Annotated in this window: 13 protein-coding genes and 1 pseudogene; 9 read left to right on the forward strand and 5 right to left on the reverse strand. The window is 43.4% G+C overall.

Annotated elements, in window-relative coordinates; genetic code table 11:
• Nucleotides 1-120: 120 nt before the first annotated feature.
• The 6 genes and pseudogenes from V1502_RS02735 to V1502_RS02760 all read left to right on the forward strand — a co-directional run.
• On the forward strand, nucleotides 121-1,803 hold the full coding sequence (locus tag V1502_RS02735; protein ID WP_409252866.1) for a hypothetical protein: 1,683 nt from the start codon (nucleotides 121-123) through the stop codon (nucleotides 1,801-1,803).
• A gap of 315 nt (nucleotides 1,804-2,118) precedes the next feature.
• Nucleotides 2,119-3,345 (forward strand): serine/threonine transporter SstT, encoded by a 1,227-nt coding sequence (gene sstT, locus V1502_RS02740; protein ID WP_409254270.1) that lies wholly within the window; start codon nucleotides 2,119-2,121, stop codon nucleotides 3,343-3,345.
• Nucleotides 3,346-3,645: 300 nt separating this feature from the next.
• Nucleotides 3,646-4,473: a radical SAM protein gene (locus V1502_RS02745; protein ID WP_409252867.1), complete on the forward strand. Its 828-nt coding sequence runs from the start codon at nucleotides 3,646-3,648 to the stop codon at nucleotides 4,471-4,473.
• Between the two features lie 21 nt (nucleotides 4,474-4,494).
• Entirely contained in the window at nucleotides 4,495-5,376 is an 882-nt protein-coding gene (locus tag V1502_RS02750; protein WP_409252868.1) for a 50S ribosomal protein L11 methyltransferase, read from the forward strand.
• 431 nt (nucleotides 5,377-5,807) lie between these two features.
• Nucleotides 5,808-6,866: an LLM class flavin-dependent oxidoreductase gene (locus tag V1502_RS02755; RefSeq protein ID WP_409252869.1), complete on the forward strand. Its 1,059-nt coding sequence runs from the start codon at nucleotides 5,808-5,810 to the stop codon at nucleotides 6,864-6,866.
• Between the two features lie 7 nt (nucleotides 6,867-6,873).
• Nucleotides 6,874-7,077: pseudogene (locus V1502_RS02760) on the forward strand (FMN reductase); the annotation flags it as partial.
• Between the two features lie 146 nt (nucleotides 7,078-7,223).
• Here V1502_RS02760 and V1502_RS02765 read toward each other — a convergent pair.
• On the reverse strand, nucleotides 7,224-8,144 hold the full coding sequence (locus tag V1502_RS02765; protein ID WP_409252870.1) for a metallophosphoesterase: 921 nt from the start codon (nucleotides 8,142-8,144) through the stop codon (nucleotides 7,224-7,226).
• 877 nt (nucleotides 8,145-9,021) lie between these two features.
• Between V1502_RS02765 and V1502_RS02770 the strand changes: the two genes are divergently transcribed.
• Together V1502_RS02770 and V1502_RS02775 are read left to right on the forward strand one after the other, a co-directional pair.
• On the forward strand, nucleotides 9,022-10,179 hold the full coding sequence (locus V1502_RS02770; protein WP_409252871.1) for a hypothetical protein: 1,158 nt from the start codon (nucleotides 9,022-9,024) through the stop codon (nucleotides 10,177-10,179).
• A gap of 711 nt (nucleotides 10,180-10,890) precedes the next feature.
• The gene (locus V1502_RS02775) at nucleotides 10,891-11,421 is read left to right on the forward strand and encodes a GNAT family N-acetyltransferase (protein ID WP_409252872.1); all 531 of its coding nucleotides are present in this window, start codon (nucleotides 10,891-10,893) and stop codon (nucleotides 11,419-11,421) included.
• A gap of 169 nt (nucleotides 11,422-11,590) precedes the next feature.
• Here V1502_RS02775 and V1502_RS02780 read toward each other — a convergent pair whose 3' ends face one another.
• Nucleotides 11,591-12,493 carry a hypothetical protein gene (locus V1502_RS02780; protein ID WP_409252873.1) on the reverse strand — a complete coding sequence of 301 codons (903 nt, stop codon included), beginning with the start codon at nucleotides 12,491-12,493 and terminating at the stop codon, nucleotides 11,591-11,593.
• Between the two features lie 145 nt (nucleotides 12,494-12,638).
• Here V1502_RS02780 and V1502_RS02785 point away from each other — a divergent pair, with 145 nt between their 5' ends.
• Nucleotides 12,639-13,508: a proline iminopeptidase-family hydrolase gene (locus V1502_RS02785; protein ID WP_409252874.1), complete on the forward strand. Its 870-nt coding sequence runs from the start codon at nucleotides 12,639-12,641 to the stop codon at nucleotides 13,506-13,508.
• A 65-nt stretch (nucleotides 13,509-13,573) separates the two neighbouring features.
• On the opposite strand, the gene V1502_RS02790 is transcribed toward V1502_RS02785, so the two are convergent.
• From V1502_RS02790 to V1502_RS02800, 3 genes are all read right to left on the reverse strand, one after another.
• Nucleotides 13,574-14,362 carry a DUF2935 domain-containing protein gene (locus V1502_RS02790; RefSeq protein WP_409252875.1) on the reverse strand — a complete coding sequence of 263 codons (789 nt, stop codon included), beginning with the start codon at nucleotides 14,360-14,362 and terminating at the stop codon, nucleotides 13,574-13,576.
• A gap of 117 nt (nucleotides 14,363-14,479) precedes the next feature.
• The gene (locus V1502_RS02795) at nucleotides 14,480-15,079 is read right to left on the reverse strand and encodes an NADPH-dependent FMN reductase (protein ID WP_409252876.1); all 600 of its coding nucleotides are present in this window, start codon (nucleotides 15,077-15,079) and stop codon (nucleotides 14,480-14,482) included.
• Nucleotides 15,080-15,092: 13 nt separating this feature from the next.
• Complete coding sequence (locus V1502_RS02800; RefSeq protein ID WP_409252877.1) at nucleotides 15,093-15,935, reverse strand: VOC family protein; 843 nt, start codon at nucleotides 15,933-15,935, stop codon at nucleotides 15,093-15,095.
• Between the last annotated feature and the right edge of the window lie 24 nt (nucleotides 15,936-15,959).

Here is a 15,959-nt window from a genome sequence, read left to right on the forward strand (position 1 = left end):
TTATGAATACACACTAACATTTACCATTTTATATAGGTACAAGGATAGATTGTAGTCCTTTTTTCCCTATAATAAAATAAATCAGGAAAGATTTTGAATTTTTGAAGAGAAGGGGAAAATATGAGCGAAATCAAAATCAGGAATATAATGAAGCAGCTGCATAGTGGGGATGCCGATAAACGGTTTCAAGCTTTAGGGGAATTATATGAGTTAAAGCAGCGAGATGATCTGCAAATTAGAATTGAATTGCTGAAAGACATGGTGAAGTCAGCCGCTTCTTCTTTCCCGGAGCGTGTCGATGGCTGGGATAACCCTTCTTTTCTATTAATTGATTTTGTGTGTGACTATCCCATGCCGGAAATCATTGAGGAGATGATTCTCAATTTTGACAAGCTGGATCCTGAAGCGAGAGTCAGAGCCCTGGAATGCTTGCTGTTAACAAAAGATGAAGGGATTTTCCGTGATATTCAGGACAAAGCCGTGAAATTGATCAATGAGGAAGAAGTCGATCTGCCGGTGGATGAGTTTTGCGAATTCCCTGTGCTTTTAAGGGGAATCGTGGACAAGACGCTTCAAAAACTGGATTCCTCCCACTATAAATACATGTACTACGCATTTATTGCTTCCATCAATGAGTCTGGGGTGGAAGCTGGCTATATAAAATCCAAAGTTCTGCCTGCTCTGATTACTGATTATGAACAGTTGCGAGCGGAATATCTTACCTATGATAAGGACTATAAAATTGAATATGTTTATAGGTCCTGGAAAGACTCGTATAATCTGCTTAGGTATAGAATCAACACCCTTATCCGGTTGATGAGCTTTTATTTTACCGAAAAGACAGAGGCTTTTCTGAAAGAGGCTGTACTATTCAAGGATCCGAAAATCAGCACGACGGCTGCTGTGATTTGTATCGATAAAAATGTAGAAGTCGAAGCCGGTATCCTTGAAAAGCTTTCAACGAATATAGAAAGTGCAGGAAGCTTATACTGGGGCTTGGCGGAGAAGAATAAACAACATCTATTTCCAGTAAAAGAGAAACAGCCTGTTCTGGCAAAATCACATTTATTTTCCTATCTTGTATTTTTAAGTGATGAAGAAGGGGAACCAATGAATATTTTCCCTGAGGACATCAAAGTGGTTGATAGAGTCGAGACCGTCAATTCGTACGGACAGCCGCTGCGTTACTATCTCATGAGTTACCTCCATGGCGAAGAGGTTCTGACAGCGTGGGTCGGCGGCTATATCCTCGAGGAGGAAGAGGACAGCGCAGAGATGTGGGAAGGCACTTATACAGATTTTGAGCCCTTGGAGAAACGAACAGTTGAAGAACATAAAGAGCTTTTCTTGAAAAAGCGGGAAGAAGATCTTCAGGAAAGTGAGCAGGCCGTCCATTTTGAGAGTTCACCACGCCTTTCAAAAGGTCTATGGTTTTTCTACGCCCTGCTCATCGGCCATTGGAGCAGAGTTTTTTATAATGGCATTGATGAAGAAATATATATATCGGTGGCATTTACGATCATTGGCGGTCTGCTGACGCTCTATGAATTGGGGAAGAAAAAGCGCAGCCGTGTAGCCATTGTTGGCCGCGAGCTTGTTAAGGTGAAGGGGAAACAGACAGAAAGCATCCCGCTTCATGAAATCAAGAAAGTCATTTATGACAGGAAGAAGATTATGGTTTACAACAAGGGTGATGAGCTCCAACTGACGATCCCTTTGCGGTGGGTGGAATATGACACCTTTTACATTTACCTGGTTGAACATACTAGCCATTTGAGAGAACAGCCATATATAGAAGAATGATGTTGAAAGGACAAGGGGAATGCCCCTTGTCCTATTTTTATGGCTGAAAGTCACTTTAATACACTAAAGCACTAAGAGGGACAGTCCCTCTTAGTGCTTTAGTGTGGTAAAGTGCATTTTTCGCGCAATTCCGACTATATTTTTTTGAGCAAAAGCCATTGTAATAATTTTGTGAGGATATATAATGGTCTTTATCACAAATACATTTGTTCTTACTGGATGGACTTATTTTTTTCTTCATAAAGGGTCTCACAGAATACGCAAAGGTATGAGATGGAAAGAAAAATTTTGGAGGAGGGATTGATTGTGAAAACAATGGTGAAAAAATGGGGAGAGTTGAGCCTGGTCAAGCAGATCATTATCGGTTTGCTTATGGGTATCCTTCTCGCTGTAACCGTGCCGGAAGCAGCAAAACCAGTTGCCTTATTAGGTACTCTATTTGTCGGCGCATTGAAAGCCATTGCCCCGGTGCTGGTGCTTTTCCTGGTCATGGCGGCGATCGTTCAGCATAAACGCGGCAGCCAAACGAATATGAAATCTATTATTCTTTTATATCTTTTAGGAACGTTTTTAGCTGGAGTGGTTGCAGTTATCGTCAGCTTTATGTTTCCGGTCAGCTTGACGCTCGCAGAAGGAGCAGAAGAACTGACGGCTCCCGGTGGAGTGGCGGAAGTTCTGCAGGCTTTGCTGCTGAACGTCGTGGATAATCCGTTCAATGCAATCGCCAATGCAAACTATATCGGCATTTTGGCTTGGGCGGTCTTGCTTGGTGTGGCTTTGAGAGGAGCTGCAGACTCGACAAAAGGAGTGATTGCCAATCTGTCAGAAGCTGTAACGAAGATTGTCGAGTGGATCATTAAATTTGCTCCGTTAGGAATTATGGGACTTGTCGTTGAGTCGGTAACGTCTACTGGGATGGAAGGACTTCTAAGTTACGGGAAGTTACTTGCTGTATTAATCGGCACGATGCTTCTGGTTGCATTGGTCGTCAATCCGGCGATTGTGTTCGTACTGATGAAGCGGAACCCTTATCCTCTAGTGTTTAAGTGCCTGAAGGAGAGCGGCATTACCGCATTCTTTACGCGCAGTTCAGCTGCAAATATCCCAGTCAATATGAGACTATGTGACGATCTCGGGTTGAACAAGGATAACTATTCTATGTCGATTCCGCTGGGGGCCACAATCAATATGACAGGGGCAGCTGTGACGATTACCGTTTTGACTCTCGCAGCCGTTCATACCCTTGGCATAGAAGTGAGCCTGCCGACCGCCATTATCCTTAGTGTCGTGGCAGCTATATCGGCTTGCGGTGCTTCCGGGGTTGCCGGTGGTTCGTTGCTGCTGATTCCTTTAGCTTGCAGCCTATTCGGAATTCCGGCTGACGTGGCAATGCAGGTAGTGGGCGTCGGCTTTATCATCGGTGTATTGCAGGACTCGTTTGAAACGGCCTTGAACTCTTCAACAGATGTGCTCTTCACTGCAGCAAGTGAATTCAACCAACAGGAGAAAGAAGCAAAAACCGTTACAACCAATGTGGCGTAGGGAAAAGGGACAAGGGGCAGCCTTGTCCCTTTTCTGTTGTATGGTGCTTTAACACACTAACGCACTAAGAGGGACAGTCCCTCTTAGTGCGTTAGTGTGCGAAAGTGTTTTATAATGGTAGAAAGCTGTTTTCGTATAGATTGTTGCTATTGGTTTACAAGGGCTTGTCTAACTGAACAGGATGAATAGCTCTTTTCTTTCTTGCTGATCAAGATCATTTCTGTGAATTCTGGCCATATCTCTTGAATTTAATAGCAACAAAGTTTTAGAGCCTAGTAGAAAAAGAGGGCGGGTGATAAGGTGAAACCAGAATTGAAGGACATTGTGTCGAAGACGATTTTAACGCCGGGAAAAGGCGCGATCGATAACTTTACGCATTCATTGAACCCTTATGCGGGCTGCGTGTTTGGCTGCAAGTATTGCTATGTCAGGCAGATGCCGATCTCTCTTTTCAGGGAACAGGAATGGGGGACATGGGTGGATATCAAGACCAACGCGGCTGAGATACTCAGAAAAGACCTCATCAAAGCGAAGAAAAAAGGTCCGGTGACGTTGTTCATGTCTTCATCTACTGATCCTTATCAGCCTATTGAACATGAAACCAGGTTGACCAGGAGCCTCCTGGAAGTAATGCTGGAGACACAGCCGGATTTCATTCATTTACAAACAAGATCTCCCTTGGTAAAAAGGGATATCGATCTTTTTAAACAATTTGGAGATAAAATCAGAATATCAATGACGATTGAAACCGATAAAGAAGAAGTAAGGAAGGCGTTCTCCCCGGCGGCACCGCCTATTCCGGCAAGAATGGCCGCCCTGAAAGAGATTACGGAAGCGGGCATCATGACGCAGGCGACGATCGCACCTCTCCTTCCCTGCACAAGGGAGTTCCCGGGCAAGCTGAAGAGGATAGCGAAACGGGTGACGATTGATGATTTTTGGATGGGCGATGGAACGGGCGGAAGAAGGACAAGCAAGCTCGGGGTTGAAGAAATCTATCGCCAGCTAGGCTTGGAAAAGTGGTACAACCCAACTGCCTATAAAGTTGTGTTAAAGATGCTGCGGGAGGAACTTCAAGGAAGCGGAATTGAAGTCGGTATCTCTAAAAATGGCTTCAGCCCCAGTTAAGCTTCAAGAAAGGAACATTCTATGCTGTACGAATTTAAAATAAAGATAGAACACGAAAAAGTAGAAGATCTTATTGAAAAATTAAGCGGCCGGGGGCTGTATAACTTCTATTATGAACAGCCTATCGAGGTCATCACCTTCTCGAATGGTTATGAATACAAGGAAGCGGAAGAAGCTATTGAATTTAATATCTATTTTGAGGACAGCGATGTGGAGCACTTCCCGGCCGATTGCCTGCAAGTCATCAACGAGCTTTCTGGGATTCCTGAAGACCGGATCACCTATTCGCAAACCCAAGAGGAATTACCGCCCCAGGAGTTTGAAGATGTCGAGTTGAACGGACAGTGGATCATTGCTTATTCCGGTGATCCGGAAAAACGCTCAGGGAAAAATGTTCTCCGCTTTGAGCCGCAGGCAGCTTTTGGCACTGGGCTGCACGAAACCACACAGGACTGCCTGCGGATCATTTTAGACCACGACTTTACCGGACAAAACGTATTGGACCTGGGGACTGGATCCGGAATCCTGACGATCGGGGCGCTTCTAAAAGGAGCAGATAGGGTGACCGCGATTGATTACGAACCGGTTGAAAGAGAAGTGCTCTACAATGCCGGGCTGAATGGTGTGAAGGATAAGGTTCAAGTACTGCAGAAGGACTTGATTGACGGTGACTACCGAATCACTGAAGTGTACGATTGGATCTTTATCAACATAGGCGGGGATGAAGCTCAGCACATACTGGAGCGGCATGAACTGCTAGACAAAAGCATCCGCTTCCTGGTTTCGGGGCTCGTTGAATGGCACACGGATGGAGTCGTGAAGGCTTTCGAGCAAAAGGGCTTCTATCAAGTGAACTCCATGCAGACAAATGAGTGGGTGACGATGGAGTATCGAAAGAAATAGAGATAGAATACCATAGCATTTTTTTGTGCATTAACACGTTAAAGCGCTAAGAGGGACTGTCCCTTTTAGTGCTTTAGTGTGTTGATGTATCAGTCCTTGATAGAGGGACATTGAAGGGACGGAATTGGAGTTCATTTTCAAGTTTTAAAGAGTTGGTTTGGATACATGAAAAAGGCTGGATCAGATAGACCATGTCTTCAAAGAGCTGGTTTGGGAACATGAAGAGAGCTTATTTGAAGAGAGTGTGTTCTTAAGGGGCTGTTTTGGGAATAAGAGAAAGGCTAACTCAAAGCGAGCATTTCCTCAAAGAGCTGCATTGACTACATGAAGACGTCCAATTCAGAGAGAGTGTGTCCTCAAAAGGTTGGAAAACTTTAAAGAAGTCATCCGCACATTCTGTGAAGACTAAAAGAAAGAAGAAGGGAGCAAATATGAAAAAGTATCGCATCGACCAAAGCAAAGGGTTGGAGTTCGGGATTTACACTTTAGGTGACCACCTCCCTGACCCTAATACAGGTGAAAGAATCCCGGCGCAGCAGCGACTGCATGAAATCATCGAATATGCAAAGCTGGCCGATCAGGCTGGGCTCGATTTTTTCAGTATCGGGGAAAGCCACCAGGAGTACTTTGCTACACAGGCACATTCCGTTGTTCTTTCTGCTATTGCACAGGCAACGAAGAATATTAAGATCGGAAGCTCATCCACCATCATCAGCACCTCGGATCCGGTCCGGGTATATGAGGATTTTGCAACGATTGACTTGATCTCTAACGGTCGCGCGGAAATCGTTGCTGGCCGGGCCTCGAGGGTGGGGCTGTTCGAACTGCTGGGGTACGACTTGAGAAATTATGAAGAATTGTATGAGGAAAAGTTCGACCTTCTGATGAAAATCAATCAGGAAGAAGTGGTGAACTGGAACGGTGAATTCCGTGCACCTCTTAGAAATGCGAAAATCCTTCCTCGTCCACAAGGAGGTTCCATGCCGATTTGGCGTGCGGTTGGCGGGACACCTGCGAGCGCGATCAAGGCGGGATATGCAGGCGCTCCCATGTTCATGGCTCATCTGGGCGGACCGGCATCCGTCTTCAAACGCACCATTGATGCCTACCGGGAAGCGGCCCGGAGTAAAGGATTCGATCCTGCCCAGCTGCCTGTTGCCACTGCAGGATTTTTCTATGCTGCTGATACTTCACAGCAAGCGCTGAAAGACTTGTATCCTCATATTAATGAAGGGATGAAAAAGACGAATGGCGGCGGTTTTCCGAAACAGCAGTTTGCTCAAGGAGTCGACCCGCATAACATCATGAACATCGGAAGTCCTCAGGAAATCATTGAGAAAATTCTTTATCAACATGAAATGTTCAATCATCAGCGCTACATTGCCCAGATCGATTTCGGCGGCATGCCATTTGAAAAACTCATGAAAAATATTGAGATTATCGGGACAGAAATTTTACCGGCAATCAGAAAATATACGGCGGAAAAATAGGAGGGGAATGGCGGTGATAATTGTTGGATTTTCCGGTTCGAAAGTCGGTTCGAAGACAAGGACCGCAATGAATTAGACCATTCAGTCTCTTAAGAAAAATTATCCGGAAGTCCAAGTTGAACTGCTGGATTTAGCTGGCTATGACATCCAATTCAGTGATGGCCGGAATTATTTGGAGTACGATAGAGATACGGGGCATGTCCCGAAGACGTTTGCGACCATCCGGGAAAAGAAAGACGCTGAATATGTTTTCTTAAGAGGTTCATCCAATTCAGACCTAATGGATGAAAAACGCAGATCGGCATTTTTGCCTATCTGCGTTTTTTATAATAGAGGTTCTATCTAATAAAAGAATTCTTATGATTGAGAACTCAATTCCAGTATCGTAATTTCGGGAGGACAATTGAGCCTCATTGGAAAGAGACTCAGACCAATTCCCCGGTTTACATATAAGCTGTTTCCTCCGCTGCCATAGGATTCAGTGATCCATCCATCTGCATAGGATTCTCCTTTTGAAAAGAGCTCTTTATATGACCAATCCGGTGTAAAGGGAATCCGGAATTGACCACCGTGGGTATGACCGGCCACGGCCACAGGTGCAGTATTCGCCGGCAGTTTACTGAAAGCCTCGGGATTATGCATCATGAACAGGCGGGGGGCTTCTTCCGGGATGTCCTGTAATGCCTCAGAGACATCGACATTTCCCGGCCAAGACGCTCCCAGTGCGCCAAGGTATAACGTATCCTCATTTTCTTCAGTAGTAACCACCTCATTATCCTCTAAAGTAAGAGGTACCGATTCGTTTCGCAGCACGGTAAATCCTTCACTGGAAAGGACCCCAGCCACCCGGTCTGCTTCCTCCTTGTTGATTTTGTCATCGGGTTTTGCCATTGCGTAATCATGATTTCCAAGCGTTGCAAACACTGGAATGTCTGCATCACTAAGCTCTCTTAATGCATCGGCTACTTTTTCCATTTGCAGCTGCCGATCATCTGCTGGATGGTAGACATAATCACCGAGAATAAGCACTGCCTTTGGGTCTTCTTCAATTATTTTATCGACGATACGGGGGATGACAGAGTTGTTATCCATCCACATGCCGACTTGAAAGTCCCCGATGACGGCGATTTCCTCTCCTTCCCAATCTTGAGGGAGATTGGGGATTACGGCTTCTTCTCTTTCCACATCAATGATATAAGGCTCGATAAAGCCCCAGATTAATAGGGCTGCAATGGCAATACCAGCCACCATTCCAGTCCTTTTTAATATTTTTTTCATTTGATTTTTTGCTCCTTTATTGAAGGTTGCAGAAGGCTCAATTCATAGGAATCATCAGCCAGCTACGGTACTAAGAAAATTAAATTAAAGATCAATTTGTTCATTGAGTACCTATAGATTGCATTCCCCGAATTGGAAGCCGGCTAACTTAAAAAAAGCTTAATCTGTTCAACAATTTTTTATAAATGGAATACTGAGATAATATTGAAAATACCGAAGGAGGAAAGTAAGTTTCTGGCACCAACTAATTGCTTATGATTAATTTTTCGAAATTAATATCGATTTTGTACAGAGCGCTACTATTGCCTAATTTTATAGGTTTATTTGTTATGCGCTTATGGAATTAAGCAATTAAGAAGGTAACTTACTTACTTGACTCAATCGTATGATTTTTACCGGTGGTCCGGTGCGGGGAATAGGCATATCCATGCACTTTTCATGCCTCATTGTGCCCTCAAATTATATCGACAATGGAGTATCCAAGTCTGTAAGAGAAACCATCCTTCCTGCAGTCTTTGTTATTTTTTATTTTCACATTGAAGGCATTCAAATTCTAAGCAAACCACTTGTATTAAATTATCAATATTGGTCTCTAATAAAAATTTTGATAGATTGCCTTGTTCTTTTATTAAAGCTGATTTCTAAAAGACCGTTGCTTATACAATATTCATCCTTTTAATATTGGAATCACTGATGGAAAAGTTGTTGGAGCTGTCAGATTAATTCAAGTGGATAAGGTGAAAGAACCTCATCCATTTTTTGTGTGAGTCTTATTGCAGGCAGTGTGAATAGGATGATGGTAAGGTCGATACAACGTTTATCGAGCTCTGCAGTCGTTAAAAGAATTAATAAACCGGAGAAAGGAGAAGGTTAGACGATGCTCACTTCAACCAGAAAAGCAATGTTAGTTGCCTTCCTGGCGGCGATTCTTGTCACAGGATGCTCCAGTGAGGAAGCCGGGACGAATAATCAGCAGGATACGGTTGATACTCAACAAACGGATGAAGGACAGACTGAGGACCAGGCCAATACGGACGAAAATCAACCAGATGAAGGTGAACAGCCGGAAAATGGGAATGAAACCGAGGGAGAAGCGGATAATCAAAGCCAGGTAGATTCAACCAATCAGGAAGACAAGGAACTGACAAAAGATGAGGCAGCAGAGATTCTTCAAGAATATGAAGATACATTTTTGGTGGAGACGAGTTCGGATGGAACGGTCAAGAATTATGAGACAAAGGAAGAGCTATTATCCCATTTTACATCGATTATGTCTGAAGAACTGGCACAGAATTATGCCGACGAGTTTTTCAGGAAAGAAAATGGCCAGCTAAAATTGATTGCTACGGAGCCTCCGGTGTGGCTGGATCCGGAAATGGACTACCAGCTGGATAAGCAAAACGATACGACCTATCATGTGACTCAAAGTAAAAACAGTGAGCTTCGAGGCGACAGGAAATATACTTTCCAACTGACATATAAGTCCAATCATTGGATTGTCGATAACGTAACGAGTGAGAAGTCAGGCGAAACAGAAAAGACCGAAGCAGAGCAGATAAAGGAAAAAGCGAATGCAGTACTGGATGCCCTTCTGGAAAAAGATATGGAGACCTTGGCGGGCATGGTACATCCTGAAAAAGGACTCCTTATTTCGCCTTACGTCAATCTTTCAGAAGAGGATATTGTATTGGATAAACAGGAAGTCGCCAGGTTGGATGAACTAAACGAAACCTATACATGGGGATACGAAGCCGGCAGCGGGAAACCGATAAAGTCTACCCCGCAAGAATATTTTCAGAGATATCAGGATTTTTCGGAAGTCGATGAGATAATCGTAGATGATATAGAGCAGCGCGGCAATGTGACCATGAACATCAAGGAATATTTACTGGACTCTCACGTAGTCGAGTTTTATAAAGACGGCACAGAAGAAAACGCCAATATGGACTGGTCGAGCTTATATATCGTCTTCCAAAAAGATAGTGAAGGAGAATGGGTGGCGGTTGCATTGGTAAGCGGACAGTGGACGATATAGTCTAACATGGAATCCCAAAAGAATTCTAAGCATGGTAACAGGGTATTCGGGTGGAAAAGGCTATTGGTTAACCTATTCACAACCGAAACAGCCATAGCATTGCAATGAGAGCAACATGGAAGCAGTGGATGACCTAAACATCCACTGCTTGTTAATTTGTTTTTAAATATCAACTGTTAAAATCGGATGGAAACTTATGTTAGCATATAGTCAATGACATTGTGCCGTTATAGTGAAGAGAGTAAAGATTTAAAATGGAGAGGTGAAAAGTAAATTAAAACTAAAATAACTTTTATATCCCTTATATTAATATTATTGTTTCTCATTACAGGCTGTTTTTCTGGCTCTAATGAGAGATATGAAATTACAGTTTTTACAGAAAAACCAGCTTCATTAGATTTACAAAACAGAGTTAATCAAACTATAGAAATATATAATTTAGATAATCTTATTCTTACTTGGAGCGTAGAGCCGCCAACTTACATAGATGAGTTCCCAACAATCATAGTAAAAAGCCATAATGGAACATTTAAAACAAGTGATGTAGAACAATTTGAAGAACATATAAAGTCTTTGCAGTAATAAATAAGAAATTATTGTATCACGAGGACAGTCGCCGAAAATCTCCCACTTTTTGTTCAAGCAAGATAGGAGGATAGTTCAAGATAAACTTAGTAAAGCATAAAAATTCTAATTGGCGGAGGGACAAATTTGTCAGTAGCTAATAACAATTCTAAATATAAAATAAGAACAGCCCACTTGGATGATGCTAAAGCCTTAAGGGATATAAAGAGAGAGGTTGTAAGGGAAAACGAATATTTGATCTCAGTATTAGAAGAGTTTGATGAGAATTTAGAGCAGCAAAGTAATTGGATACAAAGCGTTTTAGAACATAATAGAGAGACATTAATTGTGGCTGAAGTAGAGGGAAAAGTTGTAGGGTGGCTGGTGTTTAATTCGCCAACTCGAAAAAGGTTATCTCACACGGGTTCTTTTGGAATGATGATACATAAAGATTATAGAGGAATTGGTATTGGGAAGAAGCTAATTACTGAACTATTGGATTGGGCAGAGAAGAACCCCTTAATAGAAAAGGTAAGTTTGGGCGTTTTTTGTACAAATAAAAGAGCTATATCTTTGTACAAAAGTATGGGTTTTATCGAAGAAGGAAGAAAAATTAAAGAAATAAAATTAAAAGATAATGAATATGTTGACGATATTCTTATGTATAAATTAGTTTAAAGACTCTCCAACTAAAGAGGAATAAGGAAAAACGTGTATTCGGCTTAGAGGAAGTTCCTCTAAGCCTTTTCTTGAGAATGAAAACCCGTGACTTTCATTGCGGCTAGGTCTGTATTTTTGCGGATTGCACCTCTGAAGTAAACCCGTTAGTCATAACCAACATTCACCATCAATGATGCAAAGAGGAATCCGGGTAGAGGCTGGTTTCTCCTGTCTCCATTTGAAGGGAAAGATAGTCTCTGGACAGCTGAGGATACACACCTAAAGTAAAGAACCAGTTCCATTTGGTTTCCTTGAAACGCCTGCCGATTTCACCATCGAGGAGGAGCTGGGGTTTTAATAGATTGGAAGTCAGCCCTTTTACGGTATAAGATTGATTGGTTTCTAGATGTTTAATCACAACGACTTTTTCAATAATGCCGGTGACTTCGAATAATCCATCAACGACATCCGTATAGCGGGAATAGGCAGCTTTCATTTTATCAAGGGCTTCAACGCGATTCCAGTTCTTGTCTAAAAGGTTAGGGAACTGATTTTTTAAGAGACGGTTGAGGATCTTTTCGCAGAGGATGACATCGGGTTTATGGGCTTCGATACTAGGGAGGATAATGGCGAGAAGAGAGGTTTCCCTATGAGTATCCATCCATTTACCGAATTTGGTTAACTGAAACAGAAATCGTTCAGCTTCCTTTTCCTTATGTGAGAGTTTCAAAGTATAGAGGCAGTACGTTGTAATGAATTCATCCCAAAAGGCATGACTGCAGTCGTTCCATGAATCCAGAGGGCCATGATCACTTTTGGCATATAAGAAGTTGGACAGAAGATGGAGGAAGTTGGTCGTGTTAGGGGTGACGGTGGTGGATTTGGCATAGCCTGTCAGGTCTTTTCCATAGAATAATAGATGTCCGCGCATACGCATGTTAAAGGTAGATCCAATTTGGACATTTTCAATGATTTGGGCTCTTTCTTCAGGGCTGCTGATGGTTTGTGACATGACTTTCACGCTGAGGGGAGAAGATTTGCAGGCATTCACGGATTTTCCGCATCCGCAGGGGCAAGGTGGGATGTTCATTATACATATCAACCTACTTTCTATTTGGTAAATAATGTTACTCTATTATTATAAGGTGATTTCTTCCATTTGTCACGTTAAAAGGAATGTTCGCTCCTGTGATAGAATTCTAGTAGAGACACATTATCCATAGGGAGGAAATAGAATGGCTGTAAAAGAAGGGTTTATGGAAGTGACCGGCGGAAAGGTATGGTACCAAATACATAATAGAGAATCAAAAAATACACCTGTTGTCATTCTGCACGGCGGTCCGGGTTCATCCCATTACTCCATGCAGGGATTGCGCATCCTGGCAGAGGATCGTCCAGTGATTTTTTATGATCAGTTAGGATGCGGCAAGTCCGACCGTCCGACCGATGAATCGTTATGGAATATTGACCGCTTTGTAGAGGAATTGGGACAGGTGAAGGAAGGGTTGAACCTTGAAGAGTTCCATATTCTCGGCCACTCCTGGGGTACGACTTTAGCTGCGGCTTACTATCTGGCCAAGCCGGAAGGAGTCAAAAGCATCATCTTTTCGAGTCCGTGTCTGAGCGCACCTCTGTGGGCGGAAGATCAAGAGGAAAACCGCAAGCTGCTTCCGGAGGACGTGCAGGAAGCGCTGAGAAGAAATGAAGAAAACGGAACAACCGCTTCTGACGAATATAAAAAAGCTACCGAGGTATTCAATAAGCACTTTGTCTGCAAACTGGATCCGTATCCGGAATTTTTGAAAAAAGGCAGGGAGTTCAGAGGACCGGAAGTTTACAATATCATGTGGGGGCCGTCTGAGTTCCATGTAACGGGGAATCTAAAGTCCTTTGACTGTACTGGTGAGTTGAAGGACTTCAAAGTACCAACATTGTATACGTGCGGCCGTTTTGATGAAGCAACGCCGAAATCCACCGAATATTTCAGCTCTCTGACACCAAATGGAAAGTTCCATGTTTTTGAACAAAGTGCGCATATGCCTTATGTGGAGGAACCGGAAGAGTATGTGCGGGTGATTAGCGGGTTTTTGGAGAGTGTGGATTAAGGGTTTTTTATAAGAAGCAGTAAAAAGGGGGATGAGTTCGGTCCCCCTTTTTCCCGTTGTGAGAACTAGGAGTGCTGCAGGTGGTCATCAAACAAGTCGATGATTTCTAAGAATCTCTCTGCTTCCCTGAAGGTATGGTCGGCCAAAAGGGGATGAATATTGCTTTTAATCCGGCATTCCTCAATTAATTCTCTTGCGGTTTTTTTGAAATCCCTTAATGAAGCCACCGACACTTTATTTTGATTTAGGAATTGATTTAACATTGGTTTCGTTTCTGATTGAGGCTTCATCGATTCCAAATCAACGGCCTGAAAAACAAGCTGATCAAAGTCGTGGCTGAATTCCCGGGCTTGTTCCACCAGTTTTCTTTCCGAAGGATCTAAAAGATGTCCGATGAATTTTGCGTGATCGGCCATGATTTTCAGGAAGAAAACATTCTCCTCGATGATGGCTTCAGGTTTCGGTGCTAGCTTTCCTTCATTCAGTTCCTGCAGCCGGTTGGCGAAATAGGCAGCCTCCCTGCTGATATGATCAACCAGTAACGGGAAGTTGTTGGACCGGATTTCACAGCGGAGTGTCAGTCCGAGTATTTTTCTTTTGAAGTGCCAAATGGCAGCGGCCGCTTGATAAACCTCACTATTAAATGCCTGCACTTGACGTAATTCTGAATTCGGCGTGAATCTTGCCAGTTTTTCTTCAATTCTTTCAAAAAGTGTAATAAACTGCCTGGCTTCATCAATTAATTGCTGCTGTTCATACGTGAATCCGAGACTTAAAAATAGGGCATGCTCTTTCATGATCCTCGACCAGAATTGAATTTCATCCAACGACCTTGCCACAATTGGGTTTGCCATTTAGTTCCCCCTCTCCAGGTATCTAGTAGGAAATATATGTATGGTTTGTTTGTCCAGATTCTTCAATATGAAAAAAGGGTCCACTGCTTAATTTAAGCAGTGGACCCTTTAATACCATTATCTAATTGTTTTTAATGCGCGACTCCAAGTTTCCACTTCATCAAGCATGCTATTCACATTTGTAAGATGCAGCTCCTGCGGCTTGAATACTGTTCCGTTTTCGAAATCTGTGAATAGGGACAGTGTTGGGTGGGTGCGGACATCCGCTACCTTTAATTCACCGAGGATACCGCGAAGGTGCTCAGCTGCACGCGCGCCTCCTGTTGAACCGTAACTCACGATGCCTGCTGCCTTGTTATTCCATGCTTCGCGGGCAAAATCGATGGCATTTTTCAGAGCGCCGGAGATGCTGTGGTTGTATTCTTGTACGATGAAAACAAAGCCGTCGAGGCTTGCAAGCTTTTCATTCCAAGCTGCAATTCCAGGCTCTGTTCCGTCTGTCGTGCCTAAGAAAGGCAGGTTGAATTCCGAGATGTCGACGATTTCATAGTTGGCATTCTCGCGGTTTTCAGCGATGCCTTTTACCCATTCTCCGACCTGCGGGCTTACACGTCCTTGACGTGTGCTCCCCAAGATGATCCCGATGTTAAGTTTTTCATTTGTCATTGTAATTTCCTCCTCATTTTTCTTTCCCAATAATTTATTTAAAATTCCCATTGAATCCACCACCTCATTGAATTTCCAGCGAGATACGGTTCCCGGAAGGATCTTCTGTCACGAAGTCTTCTGTTACAGGGGCACCTATCCTTTTTAGCCTGTCAACCATTTCTGTTCGTTTTTCCTCACTAGACAGCATCAGAGTGTAGAACTCCAGCCCGGCACTGTTTGTTGTCGGACGAGGGGCGCCGACTCCGTTCCAGGTATTCAAACCGATATGATGATGGTAGCCGCCAGTCGCAATGAATAATGCTTGGGTGCCGTACCGGCAGACCACTTCAAACCCGAGTCCCTTTGTATAAAATTCTTCCGTCTTTGCCAGTTCGGAAACATGAAGATGAATGTGTCCCATGACGGTTTGGGCCGGAAGTCCATTCCATTGATGATCTCTTTTAATGGAAAGAAGATCGTTGAAATCCAGTGGATCGACTGCCATGTTTACTTCGCCGTTAATCCAGCTCCAGTCTGCATCGGGACGGTCTGTGTAAATTTCTATACCGTTACCGTCAGGATCTGAGAAATACAGCGCTTCGCTTACAAGGTGATCCGATGAACCGATGCGCAGGCCAATTTCGGAAAAGTGTTGGACGATATTGGCTAAATCCGTGCGTTCGGGCAGGAGAAGCGCAAAGTGATACAACCCTGTTGTTCTTCCGGTTTTCGGAGTGATGTCTTCCGGCTGTTGCAGATGCAGCAGAACCGTTTTTCCATCGGCAGTCAGGCTTGCGGTTCTTTCTGTCTGGTTCATTACTTTGAATCCAATGACTTCTGTATAAAAAAGCAATGAACGTTCCAAGTTTTGGACTTTAAGATTTACTTTCCCGACAAACGTCAGGGGGGCTTGATGAAATTTCATGTGAACACCTTCCTTTCTAAAATG

The organism is Rossellomorea sedimentorum, assembly GCF_046237645.1.
Taxonomy (GTDB): Bacteria; Bacillota; Bacilli; order Bacillales; family Bacillaceae_B; genus Rossellomorea; species Rossellomorea sedimentorum.